Raw genomic sequence first — 26561 nt, forward strand, 5'->3', positions numbered from 1 at the left:
CCTTTGTGCGCCCGTTTTTTATTACCTCCCCCTTGAGGGGGGAGGTCGCGCGAATGCGCGGGTGGGGGTGACCCGTTGGATATCGCGAAAGGTCACCCCACCCCGGACCTTCGGTCCGACCCTCCCCCTCAAGGGGAGGGTGGACATATGAAATTCACCAAGCTCCGTCTTCTCGGCTTCAAGTCCTTCGTCGAACCCTCCGAATTCGTCATCGAGCGCGGGCTGACCGGTGTTGTCGGGCCGAATGGCTGCGGCAAGTCCAATCTGGTCGAGGCGCTGCGCTGGGTGATGGGGGAGAATTCCTACAAGAACATGCGCGCGTCCGGCATGGACGACGTGATCTTTTCCGGCTCGGGCAATCGCCCGGCCCGCAACACGGCCGAAGTCGGCCTTTATCTCGACAATAGCGACCGCACCGCCGCCGCCTTCAATGATAGCGACGAAATCCAGGTGACGCGGCGGATCGAGCGGGAGAACGGCTCGGTCTACCGCATCAACGGCAAGGAAGCCCGCGCCAAGGACGTGCAGCTTTTGTTTGCCGACGCCTCGACCGGCGCGCGTTCGCCATCGATGGTGGGCCAGGGGCGGATCGGCGAGCTGATCGCGGCCAAGCCCCAGGCAAGACGCCAGCTGCTCGAAGAGGCCGCCGGCATTTCCGGCCTGCATTCGCGCCGCCACGAGGCCGAGCTGCGGCTGAAGGGCGCCGAAACCAATCTCGAGCGGCTGGAGGACGTTACCTCCCAGCTCGAAAGCCAGATCGAAAGCCTGAAGCGCCAGTCGCGTCAGGCCAACCGCTTCAAGATGCTGTCGGCCGATATCCGCCGCCATGAGGCGATGCTGCTGCATATCCGCTGGGTGCAGGCCAAGGAAGCCGAGGGCGAAGCCGACAGCCAGCTGAACCAGGCGACTTCGCTGGTGGCCGAGAAGGCGCAGGCCCAGATGGAGGCGGTAAAGGTGCAGGGCATTGCCAGCCTCAAACTGCCGGAACTGCGCGAAGGCGAGGCCCGCGCGGCGGCGGCCTTGCAAAGGCTGCAGATTGCCAAGTCGCAGCTGGAGGAAGATGCTGGCCGGATTCTCCGCCGCCGTGACGAATTGCAGCGCCGCCTGTCGCAACTGGCCGAGGATATTGTTCGCGAAGAACGCCTGGTCGCCGACAATGCCGGTATTCTGGCGCGTCTGGACGAGGAGGAAAGCGAGCTTGCCGACCTCCTGGCCGAAGCCGGCGAGCGGGCGGAAGAGGCGCGCGAGCGGCTGGCCGATGTCAGTGACACACTGGCTGCGAGCGAACGGCAGCTCGGGCTATTGACTGCGGAACGTGCCGAGGCGCAGGCATCGCGCAACCAGCTCGAAAAGACCATCCGCGATCTCACCGAGCGGCAGGCGCGGCTTGCCAGGCAGCTCTCCGACCAGAACCGTGATCTCGGCGAGCTCGACCGGCAGATTGCGACGCTGCCCGATCCGCAGGAAAAGCGCGAAGAGGTCGAGGCGGTCGAGGTCGCGCTGGAAAATGCGGAAAACGCCGTCGCCGATATCGAAGAAGCGTTGAATGCCGCCCGTCTGGCCGAGGTCGCGGCGCGTCCGCCGGTCGATGCCGCCCGCGCCCGGCTGAACGGCATCGAGACCGAAGCCCGCACCATCCGCCGCATGCTGGATGCGTCCGCTGTGCAGGGCGCTGCCCCGCCGGTGGTTGACGACATGAAGGTCGATCGCGGTTTCGAGACAGCCTTGGGTGCAGCCCTTGGCGAGGATCTGGAGTCGCCGCTCGATCCGGCTGCGCCTGCCCATTGGCGCGTGCCCGGCGATGCATCCAGTGATCCGCAATTACCCGATGGCGCGGTGCCGCTGACGCAGCATGTGCGTGCGCCCAAAGCGCTCGATCGCGGCCTGCTGCAGATCGGCATTGTCGAGAATGACGCCACGGCGGAGCGGCTGTTGCCGCTGTTGAAGACCGGACAGCGGTTGGTCACCCGCGAGGGCGCCGTCTGGCGCTGGGATGGTCATGTGACGGGAGCGGATGCGCCAAGCGCCGCAGCACTCCGGCTTGAACAGAAGAACCGTCTTGCCGAATTGGAAGGCGAACTCGCTGACGCCCGCGATCAGCTGGCGGCGCGCGAAGCCGAGCTTGCCGCCGCTGCCGCGCGCATCCGTGCTGAGGACGAGCGACTAAGGCTGTCGCGCGAATCCCAGCGCATGGTGGTGCGCAAGCTGGCCGAAGCCCGCGAGGCGCTTGCCGCCGCCGAGCGCGCCTCCGGCGATCTCGTCCGCCGCCGCGCCGTACTGGCCGAAACCAGCAGCCAGCTTTCACTGCAGGTCGAGGAGATCGGCGAGCAGATGGAGAGCGGCCGCGATGCGCTGGAGGATGCACCGGATCTTGGCCAGCTGGAGCAGACGCTCAACAGCCAGATGACCACCGTCGCCACCGACCGGGCGCTGGTGGCCGAAGCCCGCGCCATCAACGACGGCCTTGCCCGCGAAAACGAAGCCCGCGAGCGCCGTATCCGTGCCATCGCAGCGGAGCGCCAGACGTGGAATGCACGGGCAGCCAGCGCCCAGGAACATATCGAAACCCTGCGCGAGCGCGAAAGCGAGGCGCGCGAGGAAGCCGAGGAACTGCTCGAAGCGCCGGACGAATTCGACGAGAAGCGCCGCGCCCTGATGAGCGAGCTGTCGAAAGCCGAAGAGGCGCGGCGGCAGGCGGCGGATGTGCTGGCCATTGCCGAAACACGCCAGCGCGACGCCGACCGGATCGCCGTCACGGCGCTGTCGGAACTGGCCGAGACGCGGGAAAAGCGCGGCCGGGCCGAGGAACGGCTTGTTTCCGCCCGGGAAAAGCGGCTCGAAGGGGAAGCCCGTATCCGCGAGGTGCTCAACTGTGCCCCGCATGAAGTCATGCGGCTCACTGGCCTTGCCGTCGATGCCGAGCTTCCGGATGTCCGCCAGATCGAGCGCGAGCTTGACCGGCTGAAGATCGAGCGCGAACGGCTGGGCGCCGTCAACCTGCGGGCCGAGGAGGAGCAGAAGGAGCTTTCCGACAGGCTGGATGGCATGCTGAAGGAGCGCGAGGACGTGATCGACGCGATCCGCAAGCTGCGCTCGGCAATCCAGAGCCTCAATCGCGAAGGCCGCGAACGGCTGCTGACCGCCTTCGATGTGGTCAACGCCCAGTTCCAGCGGCTTTTCACCCATCTGTTCGGCGGCGGTACGGCCGAGCTGCAGCTGATCGAGAGCGATGATCCGCTCGACGCCGGCCTCGAAATCCTCGCCCGTCCGCCCGGCAAGAAGCCGCAGACGATGACGCTCCTGTCCGGCGGCGAGCAGGCGCTGACGGCGATGGCGCTGATCTTCGCCGTCTTCCTCACCAATCCCGCGCCGATCTGCGTGCTCGACGAAGTCGATGCACCGCTCGACGACCACAATGTCGAGCGCTACTGCAACCTGATGGACGAGATGGCGGCCTCCACCGAGACCCGCTTCGTCATCATCACCCACAACCCCATCACCATGGCCCGCATGAACCGCCTGTTCGGCGTCACCATGGCCGAGCAGGGCGTCTCCCAGCTGGTTTCTGTCGATCTGCAGACGGCCGAGCAGCTGAGGGAGGCGGTTTAGGTTCCGGGCCTCTTGATTTGAGACATAGCCGGCGGTCCGTCTTGCACGGTATCTGGGCCCGGTAAGGGAATCTTTCCGATCTGCGCGCACACTCCTGGCAAGGCCTTGTCAAAGGGCGGATGTCGGCTGCCGAGGGTAAGGGATTGACGGATTTCACGGGCGCAGATGCCTTGCTGCTGCTGGAGGCGGTTTCCTTCGCATCGCTGTGCGTGAATGCGGACGGTGTCATCGTCTTTGCCAACGAGGCCGCGATTGCGATGTCCGGCGCCGGTTCGACGATGGCCGGAACGCCGGTTTTGCGCCTCCTGCCGCAATGGCAGTCCCTGTCGATGACGACAACCAGATCCTTCCGCCGGGAAACCATGCTTGTGCGTAGCGATGGCGGCGCGATCCCGGTCGAGCTTTCCGTCGTGCGTCTTGGCAATGGCCGCATGGGTGTGGTGATCCGCGACCTGATCGATGAAAAGGCACTGGAATCGATGCAGCTCGAGCTTGAGCGGCAGAATGAGGAGGCTTTGGCGGAAGCGGAAGCCGCCCAACGGCGCCTGGGCTTCATCATCGACATGCTGCCGCAGGCCGCCTGCGTCTTCGACGCCGAGGACCGCTATGTCCTGTGGAACGAGAAATATGCGGCACTCTATCCGGAGATCGCCGCGCATCTGCGGCCCGGCATCGCCTTCCGCGATATTCTGAAAATCAGCCTTGGCAGCGGTCAGACCACCGAGGCGGTGGATGATGCGGATGTGTGGCTGGAGGAACGGATGGCGCGGCATATGATGCCGGTCTCCCAGCACGAGCAGATGTTGCGTGACGGGCGCTGGCTGCGCCATGACGACCGTCGCACGCCCGACGGCGGCGCCATCGGCATGCGCATCGACATCACCGATCTGAAACGCCGGGAAGAGTCGTCCCGGCTTCTGTTCGACGCCAATCCGATGCCGATGATGGTCTGCGATGCGGCCACGCTCGACATTCTCGCGGTGAACCATGCGGCAGTCGCGCTGTATGGCCTTGCAGCCGGGGCGATGCTGGAGAAGCGCATCACCGATTTTCACGTCCCCGGCGAGAGCGAAAAGCTCGGCACCACGCTGCGCGGGCTTGAGGGAGATTGCGAGGCACGCACCGTCTGGCGCCAGACGACGGCCAGCGGCGGCGAACACCATGTGCTCATCTATGTCCGCATGCTGAACGAAGGACCATCCCGGCGGCTGCTTTTGACCATCGCCGATGTCAGCGATCGCATCCGCGCCGAGGCGCACGCCACCCATCTTGCCCATCACGATCCGCTGACGGGCTTGCCCAATCGCATGCAGTTTCGCCAGAGGCTCGAAGCCGCGCTGCAAACCGCCGCGCGCGATGGCGGGGAACTGGCGGTCCATTATCTCGATCTCGATGGCTTCAAGCCGGTCAACGATACCTTTGGCCATGCCGCCGGCGATATGCTCCTGAAGCAGGTTGCCGAACGGCTGAAATCGGTGCTGCGTGCCGGCGATCTGGTGGCAAGGCTCGGTGGCGATGAATTCGCCATTCTCCAGCATGCGTCGGCGGCAGGGGCCGCCGATATCGCCAACCGCTGCGTCCTTGCACTCGGGGAGCCCTTTGGCATCGCCAACCGCCAGATCGGCATCAGCGTCAGCATCGGTATCGCCGCTGCGCCCGAAAACGGCTTCGACCCCGACGAGCTGATGAGCGCCGCCGACACCGCCCTCTATCAGGCAAAGGCATCCGGAAAAAGCACATGGCGCCGAAGCCGCGCCGCTGCCTGACGGCTCGCTCCGATCATTGGGACAGGTTTTTCCTTGATTTTGTTGCAGTGCAGCAAAATTCTGCCGCCGATGCATTTTAAACCCGAAAGGGATACTGTACGCTTCGGTGGGAGCCGAATGGGTGGAGAATGAGCATGACGAAGTGGGTTTATACCTTCGGCGGTGGAGAAGCCGAGGGAAGTGCGGGCGATCGTGACCTGCTGGGCGGCAAGGGGGCCAACCTGGCGGAGATGTGCAATCTTGGCCTGCCGGTCCCTCCCGGCCTGACGATCATCACCGAGGCCTGCGCGCGCTACTATGACGACGGCCGCGTCATTCCCGATGAATTGAAAGCCCAGGTGAAGGCCGGCATCGAGAAGATGCAGGCGATTACCGACCGCATCTTCGGCGACACGCAGCACCCGCTGCTGCTCTCGGTCCGCTCCGGCGCACGCGCGTCGATGCCGGGCATGATGGATACCGTCCTCAACCTCGGCCTTAACGACCATACTGTGCAGGCGCTCGGCCATGATGCCGGCGATGCCCGCTTTGCCTGGGACAGCTATCGCCGCTTCATCCAGATGTATGCCGATGTGGTCATGGGGCTCGATCACGAGGTCTTCGAGGAAATCCTCGAGGACGAGAAGGGCCGCCTTGGCTATGAAAACGACACAGAGATCTCCGCCGTCGAATGGCAGCATATCATCTCGCTCTACAAGCGGGTGATCGAAGAGGAACTCGGCGAGGCCTTTCCGCAGGATCCGGAAGTGCAATTGTGGGGTGCCATCGGCGCCGTCTTTGCCAGCTGGATGAACCCGCGCGCCATCACCTATCGCCATCTGCACAATATTCCCGCCGCCTGGGGCACTGCCGTCAATGTGCAGGCCATGGTGTTCGGCAATCTCGGCAACACGTCCGCCACCGGCGTCGCCTTCACGCGCAACCCGTCGACCGGCGAAAACGAGCTTTACGGCGAATTCCTCGTCAACGCGCAGGGAGAGGACGTCGTTGCCGGCATCCGCACGCCGCAGAACATTACCGAGGCCGCCCGCATCGCATCCGGCTCCGACAAGCCGTCGCTGGAAAAGCTGATGCCGGAAGCCTTCGAGGAATTCCAGAGGATTTGCGCCCGGCTGGAAGGCCACTATCGCGACATGCAGGATCTGGAGTTCACCATCGAGCGCGGCACGCTCTGGATGCTGCAGACCCGCTCGGGCAAGCGCACGGCCAAGGCGGCGCTGAGGATCGCCGTCGATATGGCCGAAGCCCGCACGATCACGACGGATCAGGCCGTCACCCGCATAGACCCGGCCTCGCTCGACCAGCTGCTGCACCCGACCATCGATCCGCGCGCTCGTCGCGACATCATCGGCTCCGGCCTGCCGGCCTCGCCGGGGGCGGCGACGGGTGAGATCGTCTTCACTTCCGAAGAGGCGGTGCTGGCCGAAAAGGAGGGCCGCAAGGTCATCCTCGTGCGCGTCGAAACCAGCCCGGAAGATATTCACGGCATGCATGCCGCCGAAGGGATTCTCACCTGCCGCGGCGGCATGACCAGCCATGCGGCGGTGGTGGCGCGCGGCATGGGCATCCCTTGCGTGTCCGGCGCGGGCAACCTGCGCGTCGATGCCCGCAACGAGCTTCTGATCGCCGCCGGCATGACGCTGAAAAAGGGCGATATCATCACCATCGACGGGTCCTCCGGCCAGGTGCTGAAGGGTGAGATTCCGATGCTGCAGCCGGAACTCTCGGGCGACTTCGGCAAGATCATGGCCTGGGCCGATGCCAGCCGCCGCATGACGGTGCGCACCAATGCCGAGACACCGGCCGATGCTCGCGCCGCCCGCTCGTTCGGGGCCGAAGGCATCGGGCTTTGCCGCACCGAACACATGTTCTTCGAGGGCGAGCGCATCAATGTGATGCGCGAGATGATCCTGGCCGCCGACGAGGCCGGGCGGCGGGTGTCGCTCGCCAAGCTTTTGCCGATGCAGCGCTCCGACTTTGCCGAGCTGTTCTCGATCATGCACGGCCTGCCGGTGACCATCCGCCTGCTCGATCCGCCGCTGCACGAGTTCCTGCCGAAGACCGACGGGGAGATCGCCGATGTCTCAGCCGTGCTCGGCATGAACCCGGCGGAACTGCGCCAGCGTGTCGATGCGCTGCACGAGTTCAATCCGATGCTCGGCCATCGCGGCTGCCGGCTGGCAATCTCCTATCCGGAGATTGCCGAGATGCAGGCCCGCGCCATCTTCGAGGCAGCCGTCGAGGCTGCCCGCGAGACCGGCGCTCCGGTTGTGCCGGAAATCATGGTGCCGCTGGTCGGCCTCAAGTCGGAGCTCGATTACGTCAAGGCCTGTATCGATGCCGTTGCTAAGGAAGTCATCGGCGAATCCGGCATCGAGATCGAATATCTCGTCGGCACGATGATCGAGCTGCCGCGTGCCGCCCTTCGCGCCCATGTGATTGCCGAGAGCGCCGATTTCTTCTCCTTCGGCACCAACGACCTGACGCAGACCACCTTCGGCATCTCCCGCGACGATGCCGCCCAGTTCCTCAACACCTATATCCAGAAGGGTATTGTCGAGAAGGACCCGTTCGTCTCGCTCGATTTTGATGGTGTCGGCGAACTCATCCAGATCGCTGCCGAGCGCGGCCGCCGCACCAAGAACGGTCTGAAGCTCGGCATCTGCGGCGAACATGGTGGCGATCCCGCCTCCATCCGCTTCTGCGAGGAAACAGGGTTGGACTACGTCTCCTGCTCGCCCTTCCGCGTGCCGATCGCACGGCTTGCGGCCGCGCAGGCGGCGATCAACGGCAAGGGGTGAGGGAGGGTAAGTATAAAACGATCTAGGTTATTGCGATAGGGTGACGCTAACTAAGGTGCCGTCGTTCCAATTTGGCGTCAAAAAGCCTGCGGCTTCCGCATGACCAATGCAACCTTTATCCATGCGTGTTAAGATGCCGCCACGCCAGCGAATGAATATCGGCAGTTCGGAAGCATGCAAATAAGCGGCTATCCGGCACAATTGTTGTTCGAAATGCGATTGCCGGTCGCGATCGGGAGGAGAACTTTGCTTTCCCAACGGGGTAGTGATTGCATCTTTGGATTGGACGAAAACCTGGCTTCGCCTCCGACCATTCTGAGGTATCGGCTCAAACTCAAGGTTTACGGACTGATATGGCATGGGAGTTTCCTTAGCTGCACCGTGCTCATCGACGTCCCTCGTTGCGATAGCTTTTCCATTCCGCCCAGTTGAAGCCGCCACGCTTGGTTTCCCTGGCAAGTGCCCGAATGCCCTCTGCCGCTGCGATTGCGGCGGACCGGTCGCGTAGACCCGTCTCCTTGATGAGCCGCGCAACGGGTATTCCATGACGGGTGATCACAATTTCCTCACCATCCTCGACGTAGTCGAGAAGACTTCCCAATGTGTTCTTGGCCTCGAACGCTCCGACTTCGCGCATCATGGTCTCCAAAAAACTAGCTTAGCTTGCTTAATTCATTTCCTGGAGAGCCGCAAATCCATCCGGATCAGTGTGTCCAATCCGGGTCGGTTTCCTCGGTTTACTTATCAATGAAATCCCGCACCGCCTTGTTGTACCCCTCCGGGTCCTGCAGCATGGCGAAATGGCTGGCGTCCTTGAGGATGATCAGTTCGGCACCGGGAATGGTCTTGGCCAGATAGTCCGTATGGTCGCGGCTGATCGCCTCGTCGTGGTCGCCGAGAACGATTGCCGTCGGCGTGGTGATCGTCTTCAGGTCGTCGTCGCTCCAGTTGGGCTGGCTCGCCCACATGTTGCTGATCTGGGTGACGAAGGCGTCGTATTCGGTCGGTGTCGGGGAGATTTTCTTGTAAACCTCGCCGGCCTTTTCGATGTAGGCGGCAAAAGTCTTGTTTTCCATCACCGTCGGAATGACGCCGTCGACCTTGGAATTGGCGGCCTGGGCGAACAGTTTCGTCAGCCGCTCGGGATGGTGGATGGCGATATCGAGGCCGATGATGCCGCCATCGCTCCAGCCGACAAGCGCCGTCTTTTCGATCTTCAGGTAATCGAGCAGAGCCAGATAGTCCGACGACATCAGGTCGTAGCTGTAGGGCTGGGCATTGCGGGTGGAGCGGCCGTGACCGCGACTGTCGGCGACGATGACCGTATGGTCCTTGGCAAGATCGGCCACCTGTGCACCCCAGACATCGGCATATCCAAGGCCGCCATGGATCAGCAGGACCGGCGGGCCGGAGCCATAGACGGCGTAGTACATGTCGATGCCGTTGACCGGCGCGGTGCCGCTTTTGTCCGCCTTCGGCAGGGGAGCGGGGTCGGGCAGTTCCTGCCAGCGTTCCGCCGCCAGTGCGGGCAGGGCGGAGAGGAGGACGAGGGCGCAGAGCAAGTTCAGCACGGTTTTCATGGAAACGTCTCCCGATCGGTGTCGCACCCATCATAGGCGGCAATTGCCTTTGCCAAAGCAAAAGCCTGCGCCATTTGGCGCCGAACGGGAAAATTTCTTGCGGGGAAGGCTATGCCGTCAGCGGATGATGACCGGCCTGTTCCAGCCCCACATCATCGTATCATTGCCATATCGCGTGGCCCGCGCTTCGGCACGGCGGTCGAGATCGAGGCGCTGCAGGCAGGTGGAAAGGGCGTCGGTATTGCGGCGGAACCCATAGGAGAGGCAGGTCTTCTCGTCATTGGCGCGGCGTTCTTCCGGCGTCATGGTCGCGCAGCCGGCAAGGATTGCGCCAAGGACCGCAAGCGACAGGATCGTTCGAATAGGCATATTCAGACCTTGAAACGTTTGGCAGACCCGATCCATCTATCAGATGCGCTGCAGCACATCCACAAAGGCTTCGGCGAAATTCTTCAGATCCGCCGTCTTCTCGTCGGGGGTCTCGATGCGGATCGTGGCGCCATCGGTCTCCAGGCAGGCAAAGATCGTCGCCATCGCCGCGCTGCCTTCCCTGGGAATGCGCAGGACCGCGATCCGGTCGCAATCGTCAAGCAGGCCGGATGCCGGCAGTTCGAACAGGAAGGCGCCGTCGATCGCGGCAGCGGCAGCGCGGACATGGGCGGCAAAGCCGTCCGGCCCTGTCGTGAAGCCGTCGAGCGAAAGCTCGAGCTCAAGCAGTTCCATCGTCAGGCCCGGTTCTGAAACCGGCGCGGCTGTTGGCGTGGCCGCCGATGGCGCTGTCGTCTTGGGTTCGGATGATAGCATGCTCATTCTCCTTCAGGCCGCTGGAAAGGCGAGCGTCTCCTGCGTGCCTGGAAATCCTGATCGATGTGCAATCCGGTCCAACGCCGTATGGACCGGGAAACACGTCTGATCCCCGTTGTTAAGACATGGTCAAGGAGAATGGCGAATTTGCGGCACGCCTTGGTTGCTCGCTCCGGCCCCCGTTGAAGCATGATCCCGCCGAAAACCGCTTCACACCCTTCGGTATCATGCTCTAAACAGGAGAGAGGTTGCCGCATCCGGGCCAAGGGATTGATTCTGCCAGATGATGATCAAGTATGAGCGCCCCACGTCTCTTGCCGCCCGCTGGGCGCGCCGGATCGCCCGCTTTGCCTTCGGTCTCTTCGTTGCCGCCGTGCTGGCGCATCGTTTCGGTCCGTTGGTAACGCCGAATTTTGTGGCGCTCGCGGCCCTTTCCACCGGTCTTGCGGTTCTTGCCGTGGTGCTGGCGATCGTCGGTTTCGTCCGGCTCTGGCAGGTGGCCGCCGTTGGCGGCATCGCCTCGTTCGTGGCCCTTCTCTATGCGGTGCTTCCCATCGGTGTGGCCGGCTTTACGCTCGGCGAATATTTTTCCAAGCCGGCGATCTACGATGTCAGCACCGACACCGTGACGCCGCCGCCATGGATCAAGCCGCCGGATGTGCCGCAGGGCTGGCTGAAACGCCCGCGTGAGGTAACGCCGGAGGACCGCGAGGCGCAGATTGCCGCCTATCCGGGGCTGACCGGCCGCCGCTACGACGGCGCGCTCGATCGCGTGTTCCAGGGCGTCAAGGTCGTGGCGGAGCAGACGGGTATCCGCATCGTTGCGCAGGAAGGCGCCGAGAATGCCGAGGCCGACCTTGAGGACATGGCCGTCAAGCCTTCGGATGCAGCCCCCGCCGACACCGATCCGGACGACGTGCCGATTCCGCTGTCGCGCCCACAGATGGTGCCGGGCGACATGCGGCCCGGACGCCGCTCGACGGATATCCTGGTGCAGGGAGAATGGCGCACGCCGATCGTCGGTTTTCGCCTCGATGTGCTGATCCGGCTTCGCGAAGAGGCGGAAACCACCTTCGTCGACATGCGCGTGGCGTCACGCTACGGCGCACACGACCTTGGCCTCGGTGCCGCCTTTGCCGACCAGTTCCTGCATGCGCTTGACGCGGAACTGCTGGGGATCGCCGGAGACTGATGCGGCCGCTGCGCGCCGTTCGTCAGGTGTACGGCGCGGCGAAACAGGCCGTCATCCAGTCGGCAAAGGCTTTCGCCTCGGGCGGCAGCAGATCGAAATCGCGCGCCACCAGAAAGTAGGCGCCTTGCGGAACCGACAGGTCGAACGGCTGGATGACGCGCCCGGCGTCGAGATCGTCGCGTGCCAGCACGCTATCGACAAGGGCGATGCCATGACCGCGCAGGGCTGCCTGCAGCGCCAGCGCGCAATCGGCAAAGATCGGCCCGCGCATCCGCTCCGCGCCGGGCGTCAATCCCGCGGCAGCGAACCAGCGGGTCCAGACGTCGCGGTTTTCCTCATGCAGCAGCGTGTGGGACAGAAGATCCTGCGGTGTTTTGAGCGGCGTGTCCGCGAGGATCACCGGGGACGCGACCGGCACCATCGCCACGTCGCAGAGGCGGCGGGCCTGTGAACGGGGCCAGGCCGTTGCCTGCGCGCTGTGACGGATGGCAAGTTGTGCCTCATTGCCGCGAAATTCGATCAGCCGGGCCTCGGATTCGATCGAGACATCGATCCCAGGGTGAAGCGCGCGAAAATCCGCCAGATGCGGCACCAGCCAGCAGCCGGCGAAACTGGGCTCGGCATTGACCGTCAGGAGAGCGACAGTTTCTTTTGCGCGGATATCCTCAAGCCGCGCGTCGATACTGTCGAAAGCCGTGGCGAGCGTTTCAAGCAGCTGCACGCCGTCGGGGCTCAAAAGCACCTTGCGGTGATGCCGGGTAAACAGCGGCTTTCCCAGAAGCGCTTCCAGTTCACGCACCTGGCGGCTGATGGCGGCCTGGGAGACGAACAGCTCCTGCGCTGCCAGCGTGAAGCTTTCCAGCCGCCCCGCCGCCTCGAAACTGCGCAGGGCCGTCAACGGCAAGCGTCCGCGTTTCATCACATAACCTCAAGTCATTCGAAGGGGACAATAAGCTCGTTTGTCCGCCGCGGGCAAGCGGGATCACACTGCCGCATCGATGGATGTGAAGGGAATGAGGACGATGGGCACGATCTTGAAGCTATGGATGGATGTCATCCTGCTTTTGACCTTGCAGCGCGATGTCGGGCGTGGCGGAAGGGCCGAACGGTTCAGCCGGCCTGCGGACGAAGCCAGCCGGTGTAGCGCACGATCAGGCCGGTCAGCCGGCTGCTGATCTCGACGTGAAACCGGAAGGTGCCGTCCCGTTCCTCCTCGAACGTCTCGCCGCCCGGTGCCAGAAACAGCGGTAGCGGCAGGCCAAGGAAACGCCAGCCGCGGATCACCAGCCGCAGGCGGCCCTTGTCCGGAACCAGCGCGATCAGGACGCGAAACGGCCCGAAATCCTCGGCCAGCAGATATGTGTCGCGGCCGGTGCCGGCGGATTGGACGCTGCGGAAGGATGTCTTCCCGAACGTGCGGATCCAGGTCTCCCTGCCATCGGCGCATTCGAAGCGGACGCTGACCGGAATGTCGGGATTGGCAGCGGGAAAGCCGATGATCGCGGCGATGATCCGGGCAGCCAAGCCGGTGCCGCGCTCGACCGTGGCGCGTCCTTCAACGGTTCGTGTCGCGGCGCTGTCGTGCATGGCGGCGATCGCAGGTGGCAAACCATTCCAGGCGCCGGCCAGCATGCGCCGATAGAGCGGGGCTGTCTCTCCGGACGGGCTGTCGTCCCGGATACCGGAGCGGATCGAAAAGCGCGAAAACAGTGGCGCGAACTCCGCAAGCGTCAGTTCGCCCGTTGCCGGGCGCGCGCCGGGTTGCGGTTTTCGGCTCGAAAGCCAGCCGTAAACGATCGCTTCCGCCGCCATCGCCGGAATGAAAGGACCATCGTCGCCTTCGGCAATCAGATGCCAGGACCGCGCAAGCCTGCCGCCGTCGATCGCCGTGCCCGTGACCGTGACGAACATGCCGCCGCGATGCTCACCGAAGCCCAGACGCTGCGACACCCGATGAAACAGCGATGCGAACGGCGCCAATGCCGGCAGCAGTTTGAGCCGTACCAGCCAGCCGCAGAGACCGAGCAGCCGTTGCAGGATCTGCGGCTCGGTGCCGGCGCCAATGAAGGCGGATTTCAGCCCCGGCAACACCCGTGGCAACAGGACAAGATCCGGCGCATCGGCAAGGGCGAAGCGGCGGCTTTTGAGGGGAATGCCGCCGGGTGGCGCGATCGTCCAGTGGACACCGTCCATCAGGCCGTAGCCGGTTGTCGGTTTGCCGTCCCGCCGAAGCGCCACCGGCTTTCCGGCATAGCTGGAGACTGCCTTGATGACGTTCAGGCCCATGCGGACTTTGGGTGAGGGGGCAATGCCCGATGTCACCGTTTCGATCTTGGCAAATCCCGGTTTCAAAGCGGCGAGTGCTGCGAAGGAGAGGGCGGGAAAGCTGCTGCAGCCGGAGAGGGCGAAGACGCCGTTTGCCTTTGCCGCGTCATCGAGGCTGGAGATGCCGGCGACGAAGGTAGTCGCGTCGGCGAGGTCGAGATAGCAGATGCCAAGCGCGATACAAGTTTTGACCAGACGATACGGATCGGGTCCGGCATCCTGAAACGGCCCCGAGGCATCGATGAGGAGATCAAGATTGAGGGTCGACAATAGAGGGCCTGAGTCGCCGCTACGATCCATCACCGCAGGCACCAGCGTCGCCTTGGCGTCGACCGCTCCAATAAAAGCCGTCGCCTTGTCGAGCGACCGCCCGGCGATCAGCAGCGTCAGCCGCGGTTCGTCGGCAAGCAGCCGCACCAGCCTGCCGCCGAACGTGCCGTAGCCGCCGAGGATGAGGATGCGCAGCCGCTCTCCGCTCATGCAAGGAACCGGCTGCGATGCTCCGGTGTCGGCACGAAGCAGGCATTGCGGCGGCCGGCGATGCGGTAGCGGTTGCGCGCCACCAGTTCATAAAGCGGATCGCGCAACGCCTTGGGGATGATGCGCAGGACGCCGGTAAGGTTCCAGGGAAAACCGAGGCCGGCGGCCATCCGCAGCGTTCCCTCGGATTTCAGGAGGGCGATCCCGTCTTCGATCAGGATATTGGTCTCGTAGTTGCGGCTGTCGAGCCCGTAGTGCCGGTAGAGCGCCTCGCCGAGCGGCGATTGCGCGGTGATGAAGCAGTATCGGCCCTGCCGGTCGTGGCGCAGGACGAAATTGACCCAGCCGGAGCAGAAGATGCATTCGCCATCGAAGACGATGATCGGGTGATCGTCGGCAAAGGTGGGCACGGTTGGATCGTCGCGGTAGCTATAGGCAGGCTGTGGCTGCATCAGCTGGCTCCGCCGGGCGCCAGGCGAAAGGCACCGGTGAGGGCGGGCGGACCGTCGGTCTCGACCTGGCCGCGCTCCAGCAGGTCCTCCAGATGTGCGAAGACCGACAGCGCGGCCGCGCCATGCAGCCGCGGATCGGTGGTGGCGTAGATGACCTTCACCATCTCGGGAATATGGGTGTCGCCGGCGCGCACCCGCTCCAGCACGGCGCGTTCGCGCATCCGCCGGTGCGCCCGAAGCCCCCGCAGAAAGGCGGCGGGTTCCGTCACCGGGCCGCCATGGCCGGGCAGGTAAAGCCGATCGTCGCGGCCAAGCAGCTTTTCCAGCGAGGCCATGTAATCGGTCATCGATCCGTCCGGCGGCGCGACGATCGAGGTCGCCCAGGCCATGACGTGATCGGCGGAAAAGACGATGCCGGTCTCTTTCCCGCCGGCATCCCCCAGCGCGAAGGCCGCATGGTTGGCGGTGTGGCCGGGTGTCATGAGCGCGGTCAGCGACCAGCCGTCGCCCGAAACCGTCTCACCATCGACCAGCGCGATATCCGGCGCAAAATCCATGTCCGAACTTTCGGCAAACGGATTGATCTCGCCCGCATGCAGCAGGCGTGCCGCCCGGTGCGGCCCTTCGGCGACAACAAGCGCGCCGGTCGCAGCCTTCAGACGGCGGGCCAGCGGCGAGTGGTCGCGGTGGGTGTGGCTGACGGCGATATGGGTCACTTGACGTCCGGCAAGGGCCGCCATCAGCGCCTGAAAATGCGCCTCGTCTTCCGGCCCCGGATCGATCACCGCGACGGATTTGTCCCCGACGATATAGCTGTTGGTGCCATGAAAGGTGAAGGGGCCGGGATTGTTGACGGTGATGCGCTGCACCCCGTCGGCCACCGTCACCGCCTCGCCATGGGCGGGCTTGAAGTCGAGATCGAAGTCCGGACCATCCATGCGCCGTCTCTTCACTTGTACTCGATTTCGATGAACGACATGAAGTCCTTGCCGTTGTTGACGACATTGTGCTCGACACCGGCCTCGCGCCGGTAGGCCTGGCCCTTGGCGATATCCACCCGCCGCTCGCCGCCCGGCTCCTCCAGCAGGAACTGGCAGTCGGTCATCGGCACGACGACATAGCCCATGCCATGCACATGATGGCCGGTATCGGCCCCTGGCTCGAAATCCCAGCGGGTGATCCGCACCATGTCGTCGTCGAGAAGCAGGGTCGGCTTGGCAGGCGGGCGGGCACGGAAAATGCTCATGAAGGTCTCCGGGTTTGGCAGCCGGACCCTAGCGCAGAAAAACGGTGACAGGAACGGGTTTCCGGCATTGATCTTGCGTGTTTTCGACGCGCCGTAGCGACGCGGGTGACGGGGATCCGTCGGTTCTACGGCGGCCCCTCACCCTAGCCCTCTCCCCGCTTGCAGGGAGAGGGAACGACGGAGTTTGCCACGCGCGCCTTCGCCCCGTTGACGTGGAGAAGGGGGCCGACAGGCCGGATGAGGGGCTTTCACCAGAGATCGCGTCTTTTCTCCCGGTCAGTCGCTCAAGGCGCCCACCTTGAAAAATCCGCGCAAAACCCCAACTTAACCGTTGTCGCATGCGTGCGGCTTTGCTAAACCGGCTCACGATTTGGCCCGGCGCTTTGCCGTCAGCCAAGTGTTGGGGCGTAGCCAAGCGGTAAGGCACTGGTTTTTGGTACCGGCATCCCTGGTTCGAATCCAGGCGCCCCAGCCATTTTTTATTTTCAATAAATCAGATAGATAGTTGAGCGAATCTGTACGCCGTATCCGACGGATGATGCACGTAGTTTATGCGTCGGCGGTTCAATATCATCCACTCTGGTACCTTGCCGGTATGTGGGGATTGATCCCGAACCGCCACCTGCCCCTTGCTCAACAACCAGCACAAACAACACCCATCCCCCACCATTTCACGACCTTAATCACGATCGAGGTCGCACTCTTGCCTGATCTGGGTCATGATGGCCCCGGTCCCTGTCCCTCCCGCTTCTTGCCGTGCGCCCCTTCATGCCGTTCGTCCCGCTGCCCTTTGTCGTCGCCATCCTGTTGCTTGTGCTCTTCGCCGCCGTTGTCCGGCGCGATGATGGGGCGCGGGCGAACCGGCCGTTCCTTGCCTTGATCCTGCTCAGCGTCTTTCAATCGCTGCTGTCGGGGCTGCGCTGGGGGTATGGCGTGCAGGAGGTCATGTATCTGGCGCCGGTGGGGGCAGCCATCGTGCCGCCGCTTGCCTATGCCGGGGTGACGGCGCTGGTGCGCAGGAGCGGCAAGCCGCTGTTGCAGCGTCTTGGGCTCCATGCCGTTCCCGCTCTCGTCGTCATTGTCCTGATGGCGGTGTGGCGGGAGGCCATCGACGCGGCGCTGGTGCTGATCGCCGTCGGCTATGCTGTTGCGATCCTGTTGTTGATGCGGCCGGGGGCGGATGCGCTGCGGCTCGCGCCCTTCGAGGGGGCCGTGCCGGCCTACCGCGCCATCCTCTTTGCCGCGCTTGCGCTACTGTTCTCGGCCGCGATCGATACCTTTGTCTCTCTCGATCTGGCCTGGACGCACGGGGCGTATACCCGGCCGGTGATCGCCATCGGCAATCTTGCGGCGCTGATCATCCTGTCGGTTGCCGCCGCCGCCGCCAGCAAAAGCCATACGCCTGTCGAGACGGACGATGCCGCTTCAGGGCCGGATTTGGCGGAGGACAGGGAAACCATCGCGGCGGTCGAGGCATTGATGCAGACGCGGCGCGTCTATCGCGATGCCGATCTCAATCTCGACCGGCTGGCCCGCAAGCTCGGCATCCCGGCGCGGCAGATTTCCGCCGCGATCAACCGTGCGACGGGCAAGAATGTCTCGCAATATGTCAACGAGCACCGGATCGGGGAAGCCTGCGGTCTGCTGGCGGAAACGGAAAAGCCGGTGACCGAGATCATGTTCGAGGTGGGCTTCCAGACCAAGTCCAACTTCAATCGCGAGTTCCGCCGCGTCACCGAGATGACGCCGCTCGAATGGCGGGAGAAGAAAGCCAAACCGTCCTCGATCGCGATCTAGCACGGCCAAAAACGCGTTTCAGGTCTCGTTTGTGCCCCCAGCCGGTGATGCTGCCCGGCATGAACACACATCTCAACCTCGACACCGAACACGACCGCAAGCTGGCCGGGACACTCATGTCCCTGTCGCTTGCGCCCGTTCCTGACGATAGCAAGCCGCCGAAGCCAAGGCTCCGGCGTCTGATGCTGCCCCTTGGCCTTGTCGCGCTGGCTGCTGCCCTTGGCTTGGTCCTCATCCAACCGGAGACGGCCCGCCGCTTGCCGATGCCGTTCGCCGCCTCGCCAGAGCCGGCGGAAGCCGTTTCCGTATCTGCGAATACGACTGCGCCCGCGGGAGAGGGCAAGACGGAACAATCTGCGATCCGCGATTCCGCCCCGGCCGTGGCCGAGATCACCGGCTCCGGCTTCGTGGTCGCGCCGCGCATGACCACGGTCTTTGCCAAATATGAAGGCCGGATCGCCCATGTCGCCGTGGAAGCGGGTGACCCCGTCGCGGCCGGTCAGGTTCTGGTCACGCTCGACGACGCCGGCACCCGTTTTGCCCTTGAGCAGGCCGAAGCTGCGAAGGTTACGGCGGAACTGGTCCTTGCCGCCCGCGTCATCGATCTGGCGCAGGCCAATACCTCGCTGGCACGGACGGAAACCCTTGCCGCCCGCAATGCGGCCTCCCGGCAGATGCTCGAAGAGGCGCACACGACCACGGACCGCGCATCGAATGCGGTGGCGCAGGCGAGACAGGAGGTTGCCCGTGCCGCGCTCTCCATTCGCATTGCTCAGGAGCGGCTGGCGGAGCTGACGGTGCGCGCGCCTTTCGCCGGTACCATCACCCGCCTCGACGCCCATGATGGCGACATCGTGCTGGCGCGGGTCGACAGCGTTCGCGAAAGCCAGAGCCTTCTGACCATCACCGATACCGCGCGCCTCGTCATCGACGCGGACGTGGCGGAAACCGGCATCGCGCTGCTGCGGCCGGGCCTGCGCGGCCAAGCCGTGCTCGACGGTTTTCCCGGCCAGCCCTTTGCCGTCGAGGTGGCGCGGCTGGCGCCTGTCGCAGCCGCCGAGAAGGGCACTATCACACTGCGCCTGCAGCTTTCCGATCCGCCCCCGGGCATCCGGCCGAACATGGCCGCCCGCATCCGCATTTCCCTCAACGACACTGGAGACAGGACCCAATGACCGGCACACCGGAGACCTATATCGCGCTCAGCGCTATCACCAAGGGATACCGCATCGGCGGCGAGGCGATCCCGATCTTTTCCGGCCTCGATCTTTCCATCCCGCGCGGCGATTTCGTCGCCATCATGGGACCGTCCGGCTCGGGAAAATCGACGCTGCTCAACATGCTGGCCGGTATCGACCGGCCGGATGCCGGAACCTTGCGTATTGGCACCAGCCGTCTCGACCAGATGGGCGAGGCGGCGCGCGCCTCCTGGCGGGCGCACCACATGGGCATCGTCTTCCAGTTCTACAATCTGCTGCCGATGCTGACGGCGGCGCAGAATGTCGAACTGCCGCTGCTGCTGAAACCGCTGTCGGCCAGGGAGCGGCGCATCCGGGTCGAAAGGGTTCTCGATCTCGTCGGGCTGGCCGGCCGGGAAAAGCAATACCCGGCAATGATGTCCGGCGGCCAGCAGCAGCGCGTCGGCATCGCCCGCGCCATCGTCTCCGATCCGGGCCTGCTGCTCTGCGACGAGCCGACCGGCGATCTCGACCGCACGTCCGCCGACGAGGTGCTGGAGATGCTGCGCTTCCTCAACCGGCAGCTGGAAAAGACCATCGTCATGGTGACACATGATCCGCAGGCCGCTTCCTATGCCAAGCGCACGCTGCATCTCGACAAGGGTGATTTCATCGAAGAGAAGAGGGCCGCCTGATGACCTTCTTTACTCTCGCCCGCAAGAACGCCTGGCGAAAACCACTGCGCAGCCTGCTGCTGATGGTCTGCATCGCTGTTGCCTTCCTGATCTATGGCCTGACGGCGAGCTTCCTTGCCGGCACGCAAGGCACGTCTGCGGCAAGCGACGATATTCTCGGCGTCATGAGCGCCGGCGGCCGCACCCAACCTCTGCCGTTGGCACATGCGGCAAGGCTTGCCACCGATCCCGATATCGCGGCGCTGGCCGCGATGACGCGGCTGCGCGGCTTCGTCGCGGTGGAGAAAAACGTCGTTGCCGTCAGCGCTGCCGATCCGGAGCGGCTCATCGCCGTCAACGGCAAGGGTCTCGGGCTGACGCCGAATCTGGTGGCGGCGATCAGCGGTGCCCGCGACAGGGTTTTGGTCGGCCGAGCGCTGATGCAGGCGCAGGGCTGGACGGTTGGCCAGCACATCGCGGTCACCGCTTTCGACGTCGCGAAACAGGACGGCAGCCGCGACTGGCGCTTCGAGATAGCCGGTGTCTTCGAGGGCGAGAATGCCGCATCCGACACCTATTTCATCATCGCCCGCTACGATTATGTCAATGCCGCGCGGGCGCGGGGCAGGGACACGGTGGACGCGTTTATCGTGCGCCCGCGCGAGGGCGTGCCGCCGGGCGAGCTTGCCGCCCGCATCGACACGCTGTTTGCCAATTCCGCCGCGCCGACGCGCACGCAATCGGAAAAACAGTTCCTCGAAGCCTTCCTGCGCCAATATGCCGATATCGGCCTGATCGTCGATCTCGTGGTCGGGGCGGCCTTCGTCACGCTGCTGATGATCGTCGTCAACACCATGGTCTTTGCCGTGCGCGAACGCACCTTCGAGATCGGCGTCCTGAAGACGCTCGGCTTTTCGCGGCTGAGGATCATGGCGCTGATCCTCGCAGAGACGCTGTTCGTCTTCATCGTCGGCGGAAGTGTCGGACTTGTCCTGGCCAAGTTAGCAACCGTCTTCGCCGGTCCTGATCTCGGTCTGGTCTTTTCGCCGCTGATCGCTGCCAAGGCGCTGGCGATCATCGCCGCCCTCGGCCTTGCGACCGGCACGCTGCCGGCCGTCAATGCGATGCGAACCCCCATCATCAAAGCCTTCAGAACGAGGTAACCGCCATGTCGACCCACACCCAGCAAACGCTCGTGATGATCCGGGCCAATCTCTCCAGCCTGCCGCGCCGTCTGGCCATTTCCGTGTCGATGGCCCTGTCGGTCGCCCTTGTTGTCTGCGTGCTCGCCGGCTTTCTCGCCATGGCGAAGGGCTTCGAAACGGCGCTGACCGGTGCCGGCTCCCCGATGGTTGCCGTGGTCCTTGGCGGCGGCACCAATCAGGAGGCAGGCTCGGATATTCCCGCCGCCGTCATCCGCACGCTGGATGCCATGAGCGGCGATATCGGCGTCGTTCGCGATCCCGCCGGCAATCTCGTCTCGTCCCGCGAAATCGTCGTGCCCGTTGATATGAAGGCGGCGGACGGCACCGCTCGGACGCTGGCGCTGCGGGGTATGGATGCCAGCGGCCCGGCCATCCGCGACAACATCACCCTGTCGTCGGGACGCCTCTTCGCCCCCGGTGCCCGCGAGGTCGTCGTCGGCGATCGTCTCGCCAGCGAATTCGGCCTGGGTGTCGGCGCTACGGTGCGGCTCGGGTCGGTCGACTGGACGGTCTCGGGACATTTCTCTGCCCGTGGCAGCGCCTTCGAATCCGAAATCTGGGCCGGCCTCGATGCGGTGCGTGCCGCCTTCGACAGGCAGGGACAGGTGCAAAGTCTCCGGTTGCGCCTTGCCGGTCCCGCCTCTCTCAAGCCGTTGCAGGACACGCTCGCCACGATCACGGCAACGCCGCTGGTGGCGCTTTCCGAGGCCGATCTCTATGCCGCGCAGTCCGGACGGACGGCGAGCCTGATCCGCCTGTTCGGCTGGCCGCTGGCGCTTCTGATGGCCATCGGCGCAACGGCAGGCGCTCTCAACACGATGATGAGTTCGGTTTCCGACAGGACTGTCGAGATCGCCACCGTCCGGGCGCTGGGTTTCAGCCGTCTCTCGGCCTTTCTCGGAACATGGGTCGAGGCCGTCGTCCTCGCCGGGGCCGGTGTTGTTTTCGGTCTCGCCGCTTCATGGCTGGTCTTCAATGGCTGGCAGGCCAGCACCATCGGCGCCAACAATGCCCGCATGGCCTTTCAGCTCACCGTCACGCCTGATGTCATGCTGACATCCGGCCTTCTCGGCCTCGCCATCGGTATCCTCGGCGGCGCGCTCCCCGCCATCGCCGCCACAAGGCTACCACTGACGGCCGCGCTGCGGGCAAGCGGGTGAAGGGTGTGGGTGCATCTTGCGACAGATTGCCGAAAAGCAGCGGGACGACCCACTCTGGAAAGGCGTGTTTCCGTTACGCCGCCGTTGCCAGCGGTTTCGCACGCTCGATCCGCGCCAGCTCCCTGGGGTCGTTCATGGCCTGCCAGAGGTCGCTGCGGCGCTGCACGTTCAGCCAGAAGTCCGGGCTGTTGCCGAACACACGCGCCAGGATCAGCGCGGTCGCCGCCGTGACATTGCGCCGGTCATTGCACAATTCGTTCACATGCTTGCGCTGGACGCCCATGGCTTCGGCTAGGGCGGCCTGCGTCAGGCCAAGCGGCTGCATGAACTCTTCCGTCAGGATCTCGCCGATCGTCACCGGCTTGCGCTTGGTCATCAACATTTGTCACCTCACCGATAGCTGTCGCAATCTCAACGAACGTCCCGAAACTGTACCTCGCCCCTGTTCAGAAAGCACGTCCTGTCAAACAGCGTCAGATCCAGCGGGTTCGGTAGCCGGATGTCGTCGATGCCGGGAAATGGTTTTTCAGATGAATCGTAGGATCGGTCGATTTGAGAGATGAAAACGATGATCAGGCCTTTTTCCCGCGCAAAGGCTTTCAGAGCCCGAATCTGGACCATCAGTTCCGGGTTGTCGCGTTTCTGATCGAGCAGTTGCAGATAGTCTATGATCACCAATGTGCCGGGCGGTGCCGCCGCCATCGTCTGGGCGATGTAGCCGGCGCTGATGGCGTCGGACGTATCGAAGCCGAAGAGCCCGTTGAAATGCGCGACATCCACCCCAAGCGCGCGGAAGCGGTCCAAAATATCCTTTTCCGTATATTCCAGCGTGAAGAAGACACTGCGATTGCCCGATTTCATGGCTTCGACAGCCAGTTCAAGGCTCATCAGGGTTTTGCCGTGGCCGGGCCGCGCGCCAATCAGCACGAGGTCTCCGGGTGTCAATCGGCCGAAGAACTCGCCGGCGGGCGCGGTCGCGGGTCGTTTGGCCAGGAGCAAACTCCAGCGGCTGAAACCTTCCTTGAGCGCGATGCGGTCAAGTGCCGCGTGGAGCGGAATTTTCTCGTTGCGGGACAGGAGTTTCGCTTGGCGCTTCAGGTGATAGACCGGCGCGGACAGGGGCATGGATAAACCTCCTATTGCGAGCAATGGTCACAATCCCTCCTTATGCCTGATGCTCGAACAGTCGGTTCAATCATAAATCGGCCCGGCACGTTTCATGCTTTCCCAAGCGGAGGGGGGAGGCGTGGGTGCGCCAGAATCAAAGCGTAACCCAAGCGTGGCCGGTTTGAAATCGGGTGGGCGCGGTCGGGGTGAAAAATATCAGTGCCGGATCGGCCTCCGCGCCATTTTCCAGCGGCAACCGGCCGCAAGTGCCACGTGGACACAAGCGGGGCCAACAGCCTTCACCGTTCAGGCATGCCTGCGGCTCAAGACTGCATGCCGACTATGCAGCTTAGTCGCGCTTTCCGGCTTGCGTCAGATATCTTGCATTGAGCGGGCATGACGGTTTGCCGAACAGCCTTGCGAGACCACGGGCGGCAAGGCCTGTTGCCGGTGTATGTTACCGCAAGAGCTGCAGGATGCTGTCCGAATTGGTGTTGGCGATCTGCAGTGCCTGGTTTGCCAGGTGCTGTTGCGTCTGCAGGGCCTTGAGCCGCGTGGAGGCGTCGTTCATGTCCGCGTCGACAAGACGGCCGATGCCCCTGTCGATCGTATCCATCAGGTTGCGCGCGAAACTGGATTGCATGTCGATGCGTGACTGCAGCGAACCGAGCGTTGCCGCGGCCGAAATCGTCTTGCCGAGCATCTCCTCGACGCCTGCGAGATAATGATCCAGCCGGTCCAGCGGATCGGTGATATCCACTTCCGTCAGATCGAAATCGACAATCCAGCCGATATTGTCGCGGACATTGTTGATCGTCAGGGTAGGGGCCTTGTTGCCCGCATCCGGATAAAGCGTCTGGTCGGCGGTCAGCTCGATGATATTGCCGGTGGCGATCGCGACCATGCCCTGGCCTTGCGCGGCCAGCGTGAGGATGGCGGCAAGGGCGCTCGCCGAGGCCACAATCCCATCGGTGGTGCCAAGCGCGGTATCGACGATCGAGCGATCCACAGTCACCGTCGAGCTGACGCCGCCACCCAGGCTGACGTCGAAACTGAATTCGGACTGGTTATGGACCGTAAAGGGGCCGTCGAAGCCGAAGGACCAGCTCGGGTACATATTGTCGTGGTCGATATTATGCACATTGCTCTCCAGCCCGAGCGCGAAGCCCGCCGGGAAGCTGGTACTCGTGACGGCAATGGCAATGCTGGAGCCGTTATGCCCGGATGTTTCCAGTGATCCGATCTCGAACCGGTTGCTTGTCAACGAGCTGCCGCGCGCGGAAAAGGCCGTCGCGGGAATGCCGCCGTCCACGAATGCTTTCTCAAGAACGGTGCGCATCTGCATGGCCGTGCCGATGATGCCGTCGCTTGTGCCGAGCGCCGCGTCGATCAATGCCTTGTCGATCGTAACCGACACCGTCACGCCGGCCGAATGCGTACTGGCATCGATGGTCAGATCGAAGGTGATGCTGTCCGTCCCGCTGAAGGTCGCCGGGCCGGTGAAGGCGTGGTCCTGATGTCCCTCGTGGCTGTGGGTGGTGAAATTCGTGGGGCGGAATCCGCCGATGGTGCCAAGGCTTCTGATATCCTTTTGCAGCGCGCCGCCGCCGCCCGTGTTCAACAGGCTGATGCGGGCGAGATCGAGGTCGAGCGATTGGAGCGAGACAGTTCCGCTGGCCGATCTGGCGAAGGAGCCGACGATCCCGGTCTTGAACGTTGAGACATCGACGAGATTGTCGGCGAGATCCGTGCTGAGCCAATTTACGCCGTTGAAACTGGCCGATGTCGCTATGCTGGTCATCTGCTGGCTGAGTTCGTTCAGCTCTTTCTGGATCTTGCTCCTGTCGACGCCGGGCTCCTTCGCTGCGACCAGCCGTGCCTTGAATTCGCTGAGCAGGGCGCTCACCGCGTCCATGCCGGAATAGGCGACATCGGTCTTGGCCGCACCGAGTGCGAGCGCATCCGCTACCGTCGAGATAGACAGATTGTCCGAGCGCATCGTCGTCGAAATCGACCAGTACGCGGCATTGTCGGAAGCGGTCTGTACGCGCAGCCCGGAACTGACCTGCGCCTGTACGCGCTCCATGCCGGAGCCGATGGTACGAAGTGTCTGGAGCGCGGCAATTGCGCCCGCATTGGTATGAATGCTGGCCATGAAAACACCGGAATAAAGAGAAGGGACGCCCGTCATGGGCGGTAATGATTGTGGCGACACAACCATATTCATGGTTAACGATAGGTAAAATTTCACGGGTGCCACAGAGATATAAGGATTTTAGAAAATTCTAAATATATAAAAATAAAGGAGAATCCGGAATGTTCCGTGATCGTGTCCGGTGCGCGGGCCTCCGCGCCAGGTTCTGGAGGGATGCTGATGCCGCGTCACCCCTCCCGCGCCATCCTCGCCCGCCGGGCCTTTTCCGCCTCTGTCGGTTCCGCCAGCTGGAACGAACCCGTTGTGATCCCTCCATCCCGCAGATAGGTGCTCATCACGACGCCGGTTGTCGAAACCTGGGTGTCGGTCAGCTTCAGGGCGGTCGGCATCGTGCCCTTGCCGAACAGCCGCTTGCCGGGGCCGAGCACCAGCGGGAACGTGAGCAGGCTGAACTGGTCGATCAGGTCGGCGGACAAAAGGGTCTGGATGAGGTCGCTTGATCCCTGCAGCAGCAGGAGCGGACCGTCGCCCTGCTTCAGCTTTTTCACCTCAGCCACGACATCGCCGTCAAGCGCTACCGAATTCTGCCAGGTCAGCGGCGCGGCCGATCGGGTGGCAACATATTTGGTGACGGTGTTGAACACCGGGCCGATCGGGTCGTCGGCGCCGACATAGGGCCAGTGCGCGGCAAAAATTTCGTAGGTCTTGCGGCCGAGCAGAAGATCGAAGGGCCTGTCGAATATCTTGCCCATGACCTCGCCCATTGCCGCGTCCCAGTAGGGAACGGTCCAGCCGCCATGGATGAAGCCGCCCGTCGGGTCTTCCTCCGGCCCGCCGGGCGCCTGCATGACGCCGTCCAGGCTCAGGAATGTTGCTGCAACGATCGTCCGCATCGCCATCCTCCCTTTGCATGCCGGATTCTCCTGGCAGGGAAGGTGGATCAGATACGCGGCGGGTCAAGGGGGCGGCATTGCGCGAAGAGGGCGGAGGCCCCAAAAACAAACCCGCCGATCGGGATCGGCGGGGGAGG

Annotated in this window: 23 protein-coding genes and 1 tRNA gene; 10 read left to right on the top strand and 14 right to left on the bottom strand. The window is 63.8% G+C overall.

Going from position 1 to position 26561, the window contains the following annotated elements:
* Window positions 1–147: 147 nt before the first annotated feature.
* The 3 genes from ADU59_RS24775 (at window position 148) to ppdK (ending at window position 8176) form a co-directional block, all read left to right on the top strand.
* On the top strand, window positions 148–3609 hold the full coding sequence (locus tag ADU59_RS24775; protein ID WP_068957611.1) for a chromosome segregation SMC family protein: 3462 nt from the start codon (window positions 148–150) through the stop codon (window positions 3607–3609).
* A gap of 143 nt (window positions 3610–3752) precedes the next feature.
* Window positions 3753–5375, top strand: coding sequence for a diguanylate cyclase domain-containing protein (locus ADU59_RS24780; protein ID WP_244506503.1), 1623 nt, complete (start codon window positions 3753–3755; stop codon window positions 5373–5375).
* Between the two features lie 134 nt (window positions 5376–5509).
* The gene (gene ppdK, locus ADU59_RS24785) at window positions 5510–8176 is read left to right on the top strand and encodes a pyruvate, phosphate dikinase (RefSeq protein ID WP_068957615.1); all 2667 of its coding nucleotides are present in this window, start codon (window positions 5510–5512) and stop codon (window positions 8174–8176) included.
* 27 nt (window positions 8177–8203) lie between these two features.
* Here ppdK and ADU59_RS30410 read toward each other — a convergent pair whose 3' ends face one another.
* The 5 genes from ADU59_RS30410 to ADU59_RS24805 all read right to left on the bottom strand — a co-directional run bounded on the left by ADU59_RS30410 (window position 8204) and on the right by ADU59_RS24805 (window position 10560).
* The gene (locus tag ADU59_RS30410; RefSeq protein ID WP_139093218.1) at window positions 8204–8536 is read right to left on the bottom strand and encodes a hypothetical protein; all 333 of its coding nucleotides are present in this window, start codon (window positions 8534–8536) and stop codon (window positions 8204–8206) included.
* 25 nt (window positions 8537–8561) lie between these two features.
* Window positions 8562–8813, bottom strand: a complete 252-nt coding sequence (locus ADU59_RS24790) for a type II toxin-antitoxin system Phd/YefM family antitoxin (protein WP_068957617.1) — start codon at window positions 8811–8813, stop codon at window positions 8562–8564.
* Between the two features lie 100 nt (window positions 8814–8913).
* Window positions 8914–9756, bottom strand: coding sequence for an alpha/beta fold hydrolase (locus tag ADU59_RS24795; RefSeq protein WP_068957619.1), 843 nt, complete (start codon window positions 9754–9756; stop codon window positions 8914–8916).
* 117 nt (window positions 9757–9873) lie between these two features.
* Entirely contained in the window at window positions 9874–10125 is a 252-nt protein-coding gene (locus ADU59_RS24800) for a hypothetical protein (protein WP_068957621.1), read from the bottom strand.
* Between the two features lie 39 nt (window positions 10126–10164).
* Window positions 10165–10560 (bottom strand): hypothetical protein, encoded by a 396-nt coding sequence (locus ADU59_RS24805; RefSeq protein ID WP_068957623.1) that lies wholly within the window; start codon window positions 10558–10560, stop codon window positions 10165–10167.
* Window positions 10561–10843: 283 nt separating this feature from the next.
* Between ADU59_RS24805 and ADU59_RS24810 the strand changes: the two genes are divergently transcribed.
* Entirely contained in the window at window positions 10844–11752 is a 909-nt protein-coding gene (locus ADU59_RS24810) for a DUF1499 domain-containing protein (protein ID WP_068957625.1), read from the top strand.
* A gap of 22 nt (window positions 11753–11774) precedes the next feature.
* Here the strand turns inward: ADU59_RS24810 and ADU59_RS24815 are convergent, their stop codons facing one another.
* The 5 genes from ADU59_RS24815 to ADU59_RS24835 form a co-directional block, all read right to left on the bottom strand.
* The gene (locus tag ADU59_RS24815) at window positions 11775–12671 is read right to left on the bottom strand and encodes a LysR substrate-binding domain-containing protein (protein ID WP_068957627.1); all 897 of its coding nucleotides are present in this window, start codon (window positions 12669–12671) and stop codon (window positions 11775–11777) included.
* Between the two features lie 191 nt (window positions 12672–12862).
* The gene (locus tag ADU59_RS24820) at window positions 12863–14557 is read right to left on the bottom strand and encodes a DUF4166 domain-containing protein (protein WP_068957628.1); all 1695 of its coding nucleotides are present in this window, start codon (window positions 14555–14557) and stop codon (window positions 12863–12865) included.
* Complete coding sequence (locus ADU59_RS24825; RefSeq protein ID WP_068957629.1) at window positions 14554–15009, bottom strand: thiol-disulfide oxidoreductase DCC family protein; 456 nt, start codon at window positions 15007–15009, stop codon at window positions 14554–14556. The genes ADU59_RS24820 and ADU59_RS24825 overlap by 4 nt, the downstream gene beginning before the upstream one ends.
* Complete coding sequence (locus ADU59_RS24830) at window positions 15009–15947, bottom strand: MBL fold metallo-hydrolase (protein ID WP_068957630.1); 939 nt, start codon at window positions 15945–15947, stop codon at window positions 15009–15011. The genes ADU59_RS24825 and ADU59_RS24830 overlap by 1 nt, the downstream gene beginning before the upstream one ends.
* A gap of 11 nt (window positions 15948–15958) precedes the next feature.
* Complete coding sequence (locus tag ADU59_RS24835; protein ID WP_068957632.1) at window positions 15959–16255, bottom strand: cupin domain-containing protein; 297 nt, start codon at window positions 16253–16255, stop codon at window positions 15959–15961.
* A gap of 401 nt (window positions 16256–16656) precedes the next feature.
* Here ADU59_RS24835 and ADU59_RS24840 point away from each other — a divergent pair.
* The 6 genes from ADU59_RS24840 to ADU59_RS24865 all read left to right on the top strand — a co-directional run bounded on the left by ADU59_RS24840 (window position 16657) and on the right by ADU59_RS24865 (window position 22269).
* Window positions 16657–16730 (top strand) — tRNA-Gln (locus tag ADU59_RS24840).
* 293 nt (window positions 16731–17023) lie between these two features.
* Window positions 17024–18052, top strand: a complete 1029-nt coding sequence (locus ADU59_RS24845) for a helix-turn-helix domain-containing protein (protein WP_068957633.1) — start codon at window positions 17024–17026, stop codon at window positions 18050–18052.
* 59 nt (window positions 18053–18111) lie between these two features.
* Entirely contained in the window at window positions 18112–19227 is a 1116-nt protein-coding gene (locus ADU59_RS24850) for an efflux RND transporter periplasmic adaptor subunit (RefSeq protein ID WP_068957691.1), read from the top strand.
* Complete coding sequence (locus tag ADU59_RS24855; protein ID WP_068957634.1) at window positions 19224–19925, top strand: ABC transporter ATP-binding protein; 702 nt, start codon at window positions 19224–19226, stop codon at window positions 19923–19925. The genes ADU59_RS24850 and ADU59_RS24855 overlap by 4 nt, the downstream gene beginning before the upstream one ends.
* A complete protein-coding gene (locus ADU59_RS24860; protein WP_068957636.1) occupies window positions 19925–21067 on the top strand; it encodes an ABC transporter permease in 1143 nt (380 codons plus the stop codon). The genes ADU59_RS24855 and ADU59_RS24860 overlap by 1 nt, the downstream gene beginning before the upstream one ends.
* A 5-nt stretch (window positions 21068–21072) precedes the next feature.
* Entirely contained in the window at window positions 21073–22269 is a 1197-nt protein-coding gene (locus tag ADU59_RS24865; protein ID WP_068957638.1) for an ABC transporter permease, read from the top strand.
* 73 nt (window positions 22270–22342) lie between these two features.
* Here ADU59_RS24865 and ADU59_RS24870 read toward each other — a convergent pair whose 3' ends face one another.
* The 4 genes from ADU59_RS24870 to ADU59_RS24885 all read right to left on the bottom strand — a co-directional run bounded on the left by ADU59_RS24870 (window position 22343) and on the right by ADU59_RS24885 (window position 26424).
* Complete coding sequence (locus tag ADU59_RS24870; RefSeq protein WP_068957640.1) at window positions 22343–22651, bottom strand: HigA family addiction module antitoxin; 309 nt, start codon at window positions 22649–22651, stop codon at window positions 22343–22345.
* A 29-nt stretch (window positions 22652–22680) separates the two neighbouring features.
* Window positions 22681–23394: a DNA helicase gene (locus tag ADU59_RS24875; RefSeq protein WP_068957642.1), complete on the bottom strand. Its 714-nt coding sequence runs from the start codon at window positions 23392–23394 to the stop codon at window positions 22681–22683.
* A 439-nt stretch (window positions 23395–23833) separates the two neighbouring features.
* Window positions 23834–25531 (bottom strand): flagellin N-terminal helical domain-containing protein, encoded by a 1698-nt coding sequence (locus ADU59_RS24880; RefSeq protein ID WP_068957693.1) that lies wholly within the window; start codon window positions 25529–25531, stop codon window positions 23834–23836.
* Window positions 25532–25758: 227 nt separating this feature from the next.
* Complete coding sequence (locus tag ADU59_RS24885; RefSeq protein WP_068957695.1) at window positions 25759–26424, bottom strand: dihydrofolate reductase family protein; 666 nt, start codon at window positions 26422–26424, stop codon at window positions 25759–25761.
* Between the last annotated feature and the right edge of the window lie 137 nt (window positions 26425–26561).

Source organism: Pararhizobium polonicum (genome assembly GCF_001687365.1).
Lineage (GTDB): Bacteria > Pseudomonadota > Alphaproteobacteria > Rhizobiales > Rhizobiaceae > Pararhizobium > Pararhizobium polonicum.

Coding starts and splice junctions, on each gene's coding strand:
- ADU59_RS24855 (WP_068957634.1), top strand. CDS start 19,224: ATGACCGGCACACCGGAGACCTATATCGCGCTCAGCGCTATCACCAAG.
- ADU59_RS24820 (WP_068957628.1), bottom strand. CDS start 14,557: ATGAGCGGAGAGCGGCTGCGCATCCTCATCCTCGGCGGCTACGGCACG.
- ADU59_RS24870 (WP_068957640.1), bottom strand. CDS start 22,651: ATGTTGATGACCAAGCGCAAGCCGGTGACGATCGGCGAGATCCTGACG.
- ADU59_RS24775 (WP_068957611.1), top strand. CDS start 148: ATGAAATTCACCAAGCTCCGTCTTCTCGGCTTCAAGTCCTTCGTCGAA.
- ADU59_RS24835 (WP_068957632.1), bottom strand. CDS start 16,255: ATGAGCATTTTCCGTGCCCGCCCGCCTGCCAAGCCGACCCTGCTTCTC.
- ADU59_RS24865 (WP_068957638.1), top strand. CDS start 21,073: ATGTCGACCCACACCCAGCAAACGCTCGTGATGATCCGGGCCAATCTC.
- ADU59_RS24795 (WP_068957619.1), bottom strand. CDS start 9,756: ATGAAAACCGTGCTGAACTTGCTCTGCGCCCTCGTCCTCCTCTCCGCC.
- ADU59_RS24875 (WP_068957642.1), bottom strand. CDS start 23,394: ATGCCCCTGTCCGCGCCGGTCTATCACCTGAAGCGCCAAGCGAAACTC.
- ADU59_RS24885 (WP_068957695.1), bottom strand. CDS start 26,424: ATGCGGACGATCGTTGCAGCAACATTCCTGAGCCTGGACGGCGTCATG.
- ADU59_RS24850 (WP_068957691.1), top strand. CDS start 18,112: ATGAACACACATCTCAACCTCGACACCGAACACGACCGCAAGCTGGCC.
- ADU59_RS24800 (WP_068957621.1), bottom strand. CDS start 10,125: ATGCCTATTCGAACGATCCTGTCGCTTGCGGTCCTTGGCGCAATCCTT.
- ADU59_RS24815 (WP_068957627.1), bottom strand. CDS start 12,671: ATGAAACGCGGACGCTTGCCGTTGACGGCCCTGCGCAGTTTCGAGGCG.
- ADU59_RS24805 (WP_068957623.1), bottom strand. CDS start 10,560: ATGCTATCATCCGAACCCAAGACGACAGCGCCATCGGCGGCCACGCCA.
- ADU59_RS24830 (WP_068957630.1), bottom strand. CDS start 15,947: ATGGATGGTCCGGACTTCGATCTCGACTTCAAGCCCGCCCATGGCGAG.
- ADU59_RS24880 (WP_068957693.1), bottom strand. CDS start 25,531: ATGGCCAGCATTCATACCAATGCGGGCGCAATTGCCGCGCTCCAGACA.
- ADU59_RS24790 (WP_068957617.1), bottom strand. CDS start 8,813: ATGCGCGAAGTCGGAGCGTTCGAGGCCAAGAACACATTGGGAAGTCTT.
- ADU59_RS24860 (WP_068957636.1), top strand. CDS start 19,925: ATGACCTTCTTTACTCTCGCCCGCAAGAACGCCTGGCGAAAACCACTG.
- ADU59_RS30410 (WP_139093218.1), bottom strand. CDS start 8,536: ATGCCATATCAGTCCGTAAACCTTGAGTTTGAGCCGATACCTCAGAAT.
- ADU59_RS24845 (WP_068957633.1), top strand. CDS start 17,024: ATGCCGTTCGTCCCGCTGCCCTTTGTCGTCGCCATCCTGTTGCTTGTG.
- ADU59_RS24810 (WP_068957625.1), top strand. CDS start 10,844: ATGATGATCAAGTATGAGCGCCCCACGTCTCTTGCCGCCCGCTGGGCG.
- ADU59_RS24825 (WP_068957629.1), bottom strand. CDS start 15,009: ATGCAGCCACAGCCTGCCTATAGCTACCGCGACGATCCAACCGTGCCC.
- ppdK (WP_068957615.1), top strand. CDS start 5,510: ATGACGAAGTGGGTTTATACCTTCGGCGGTGGAGAAGCCGAGGGAAGT.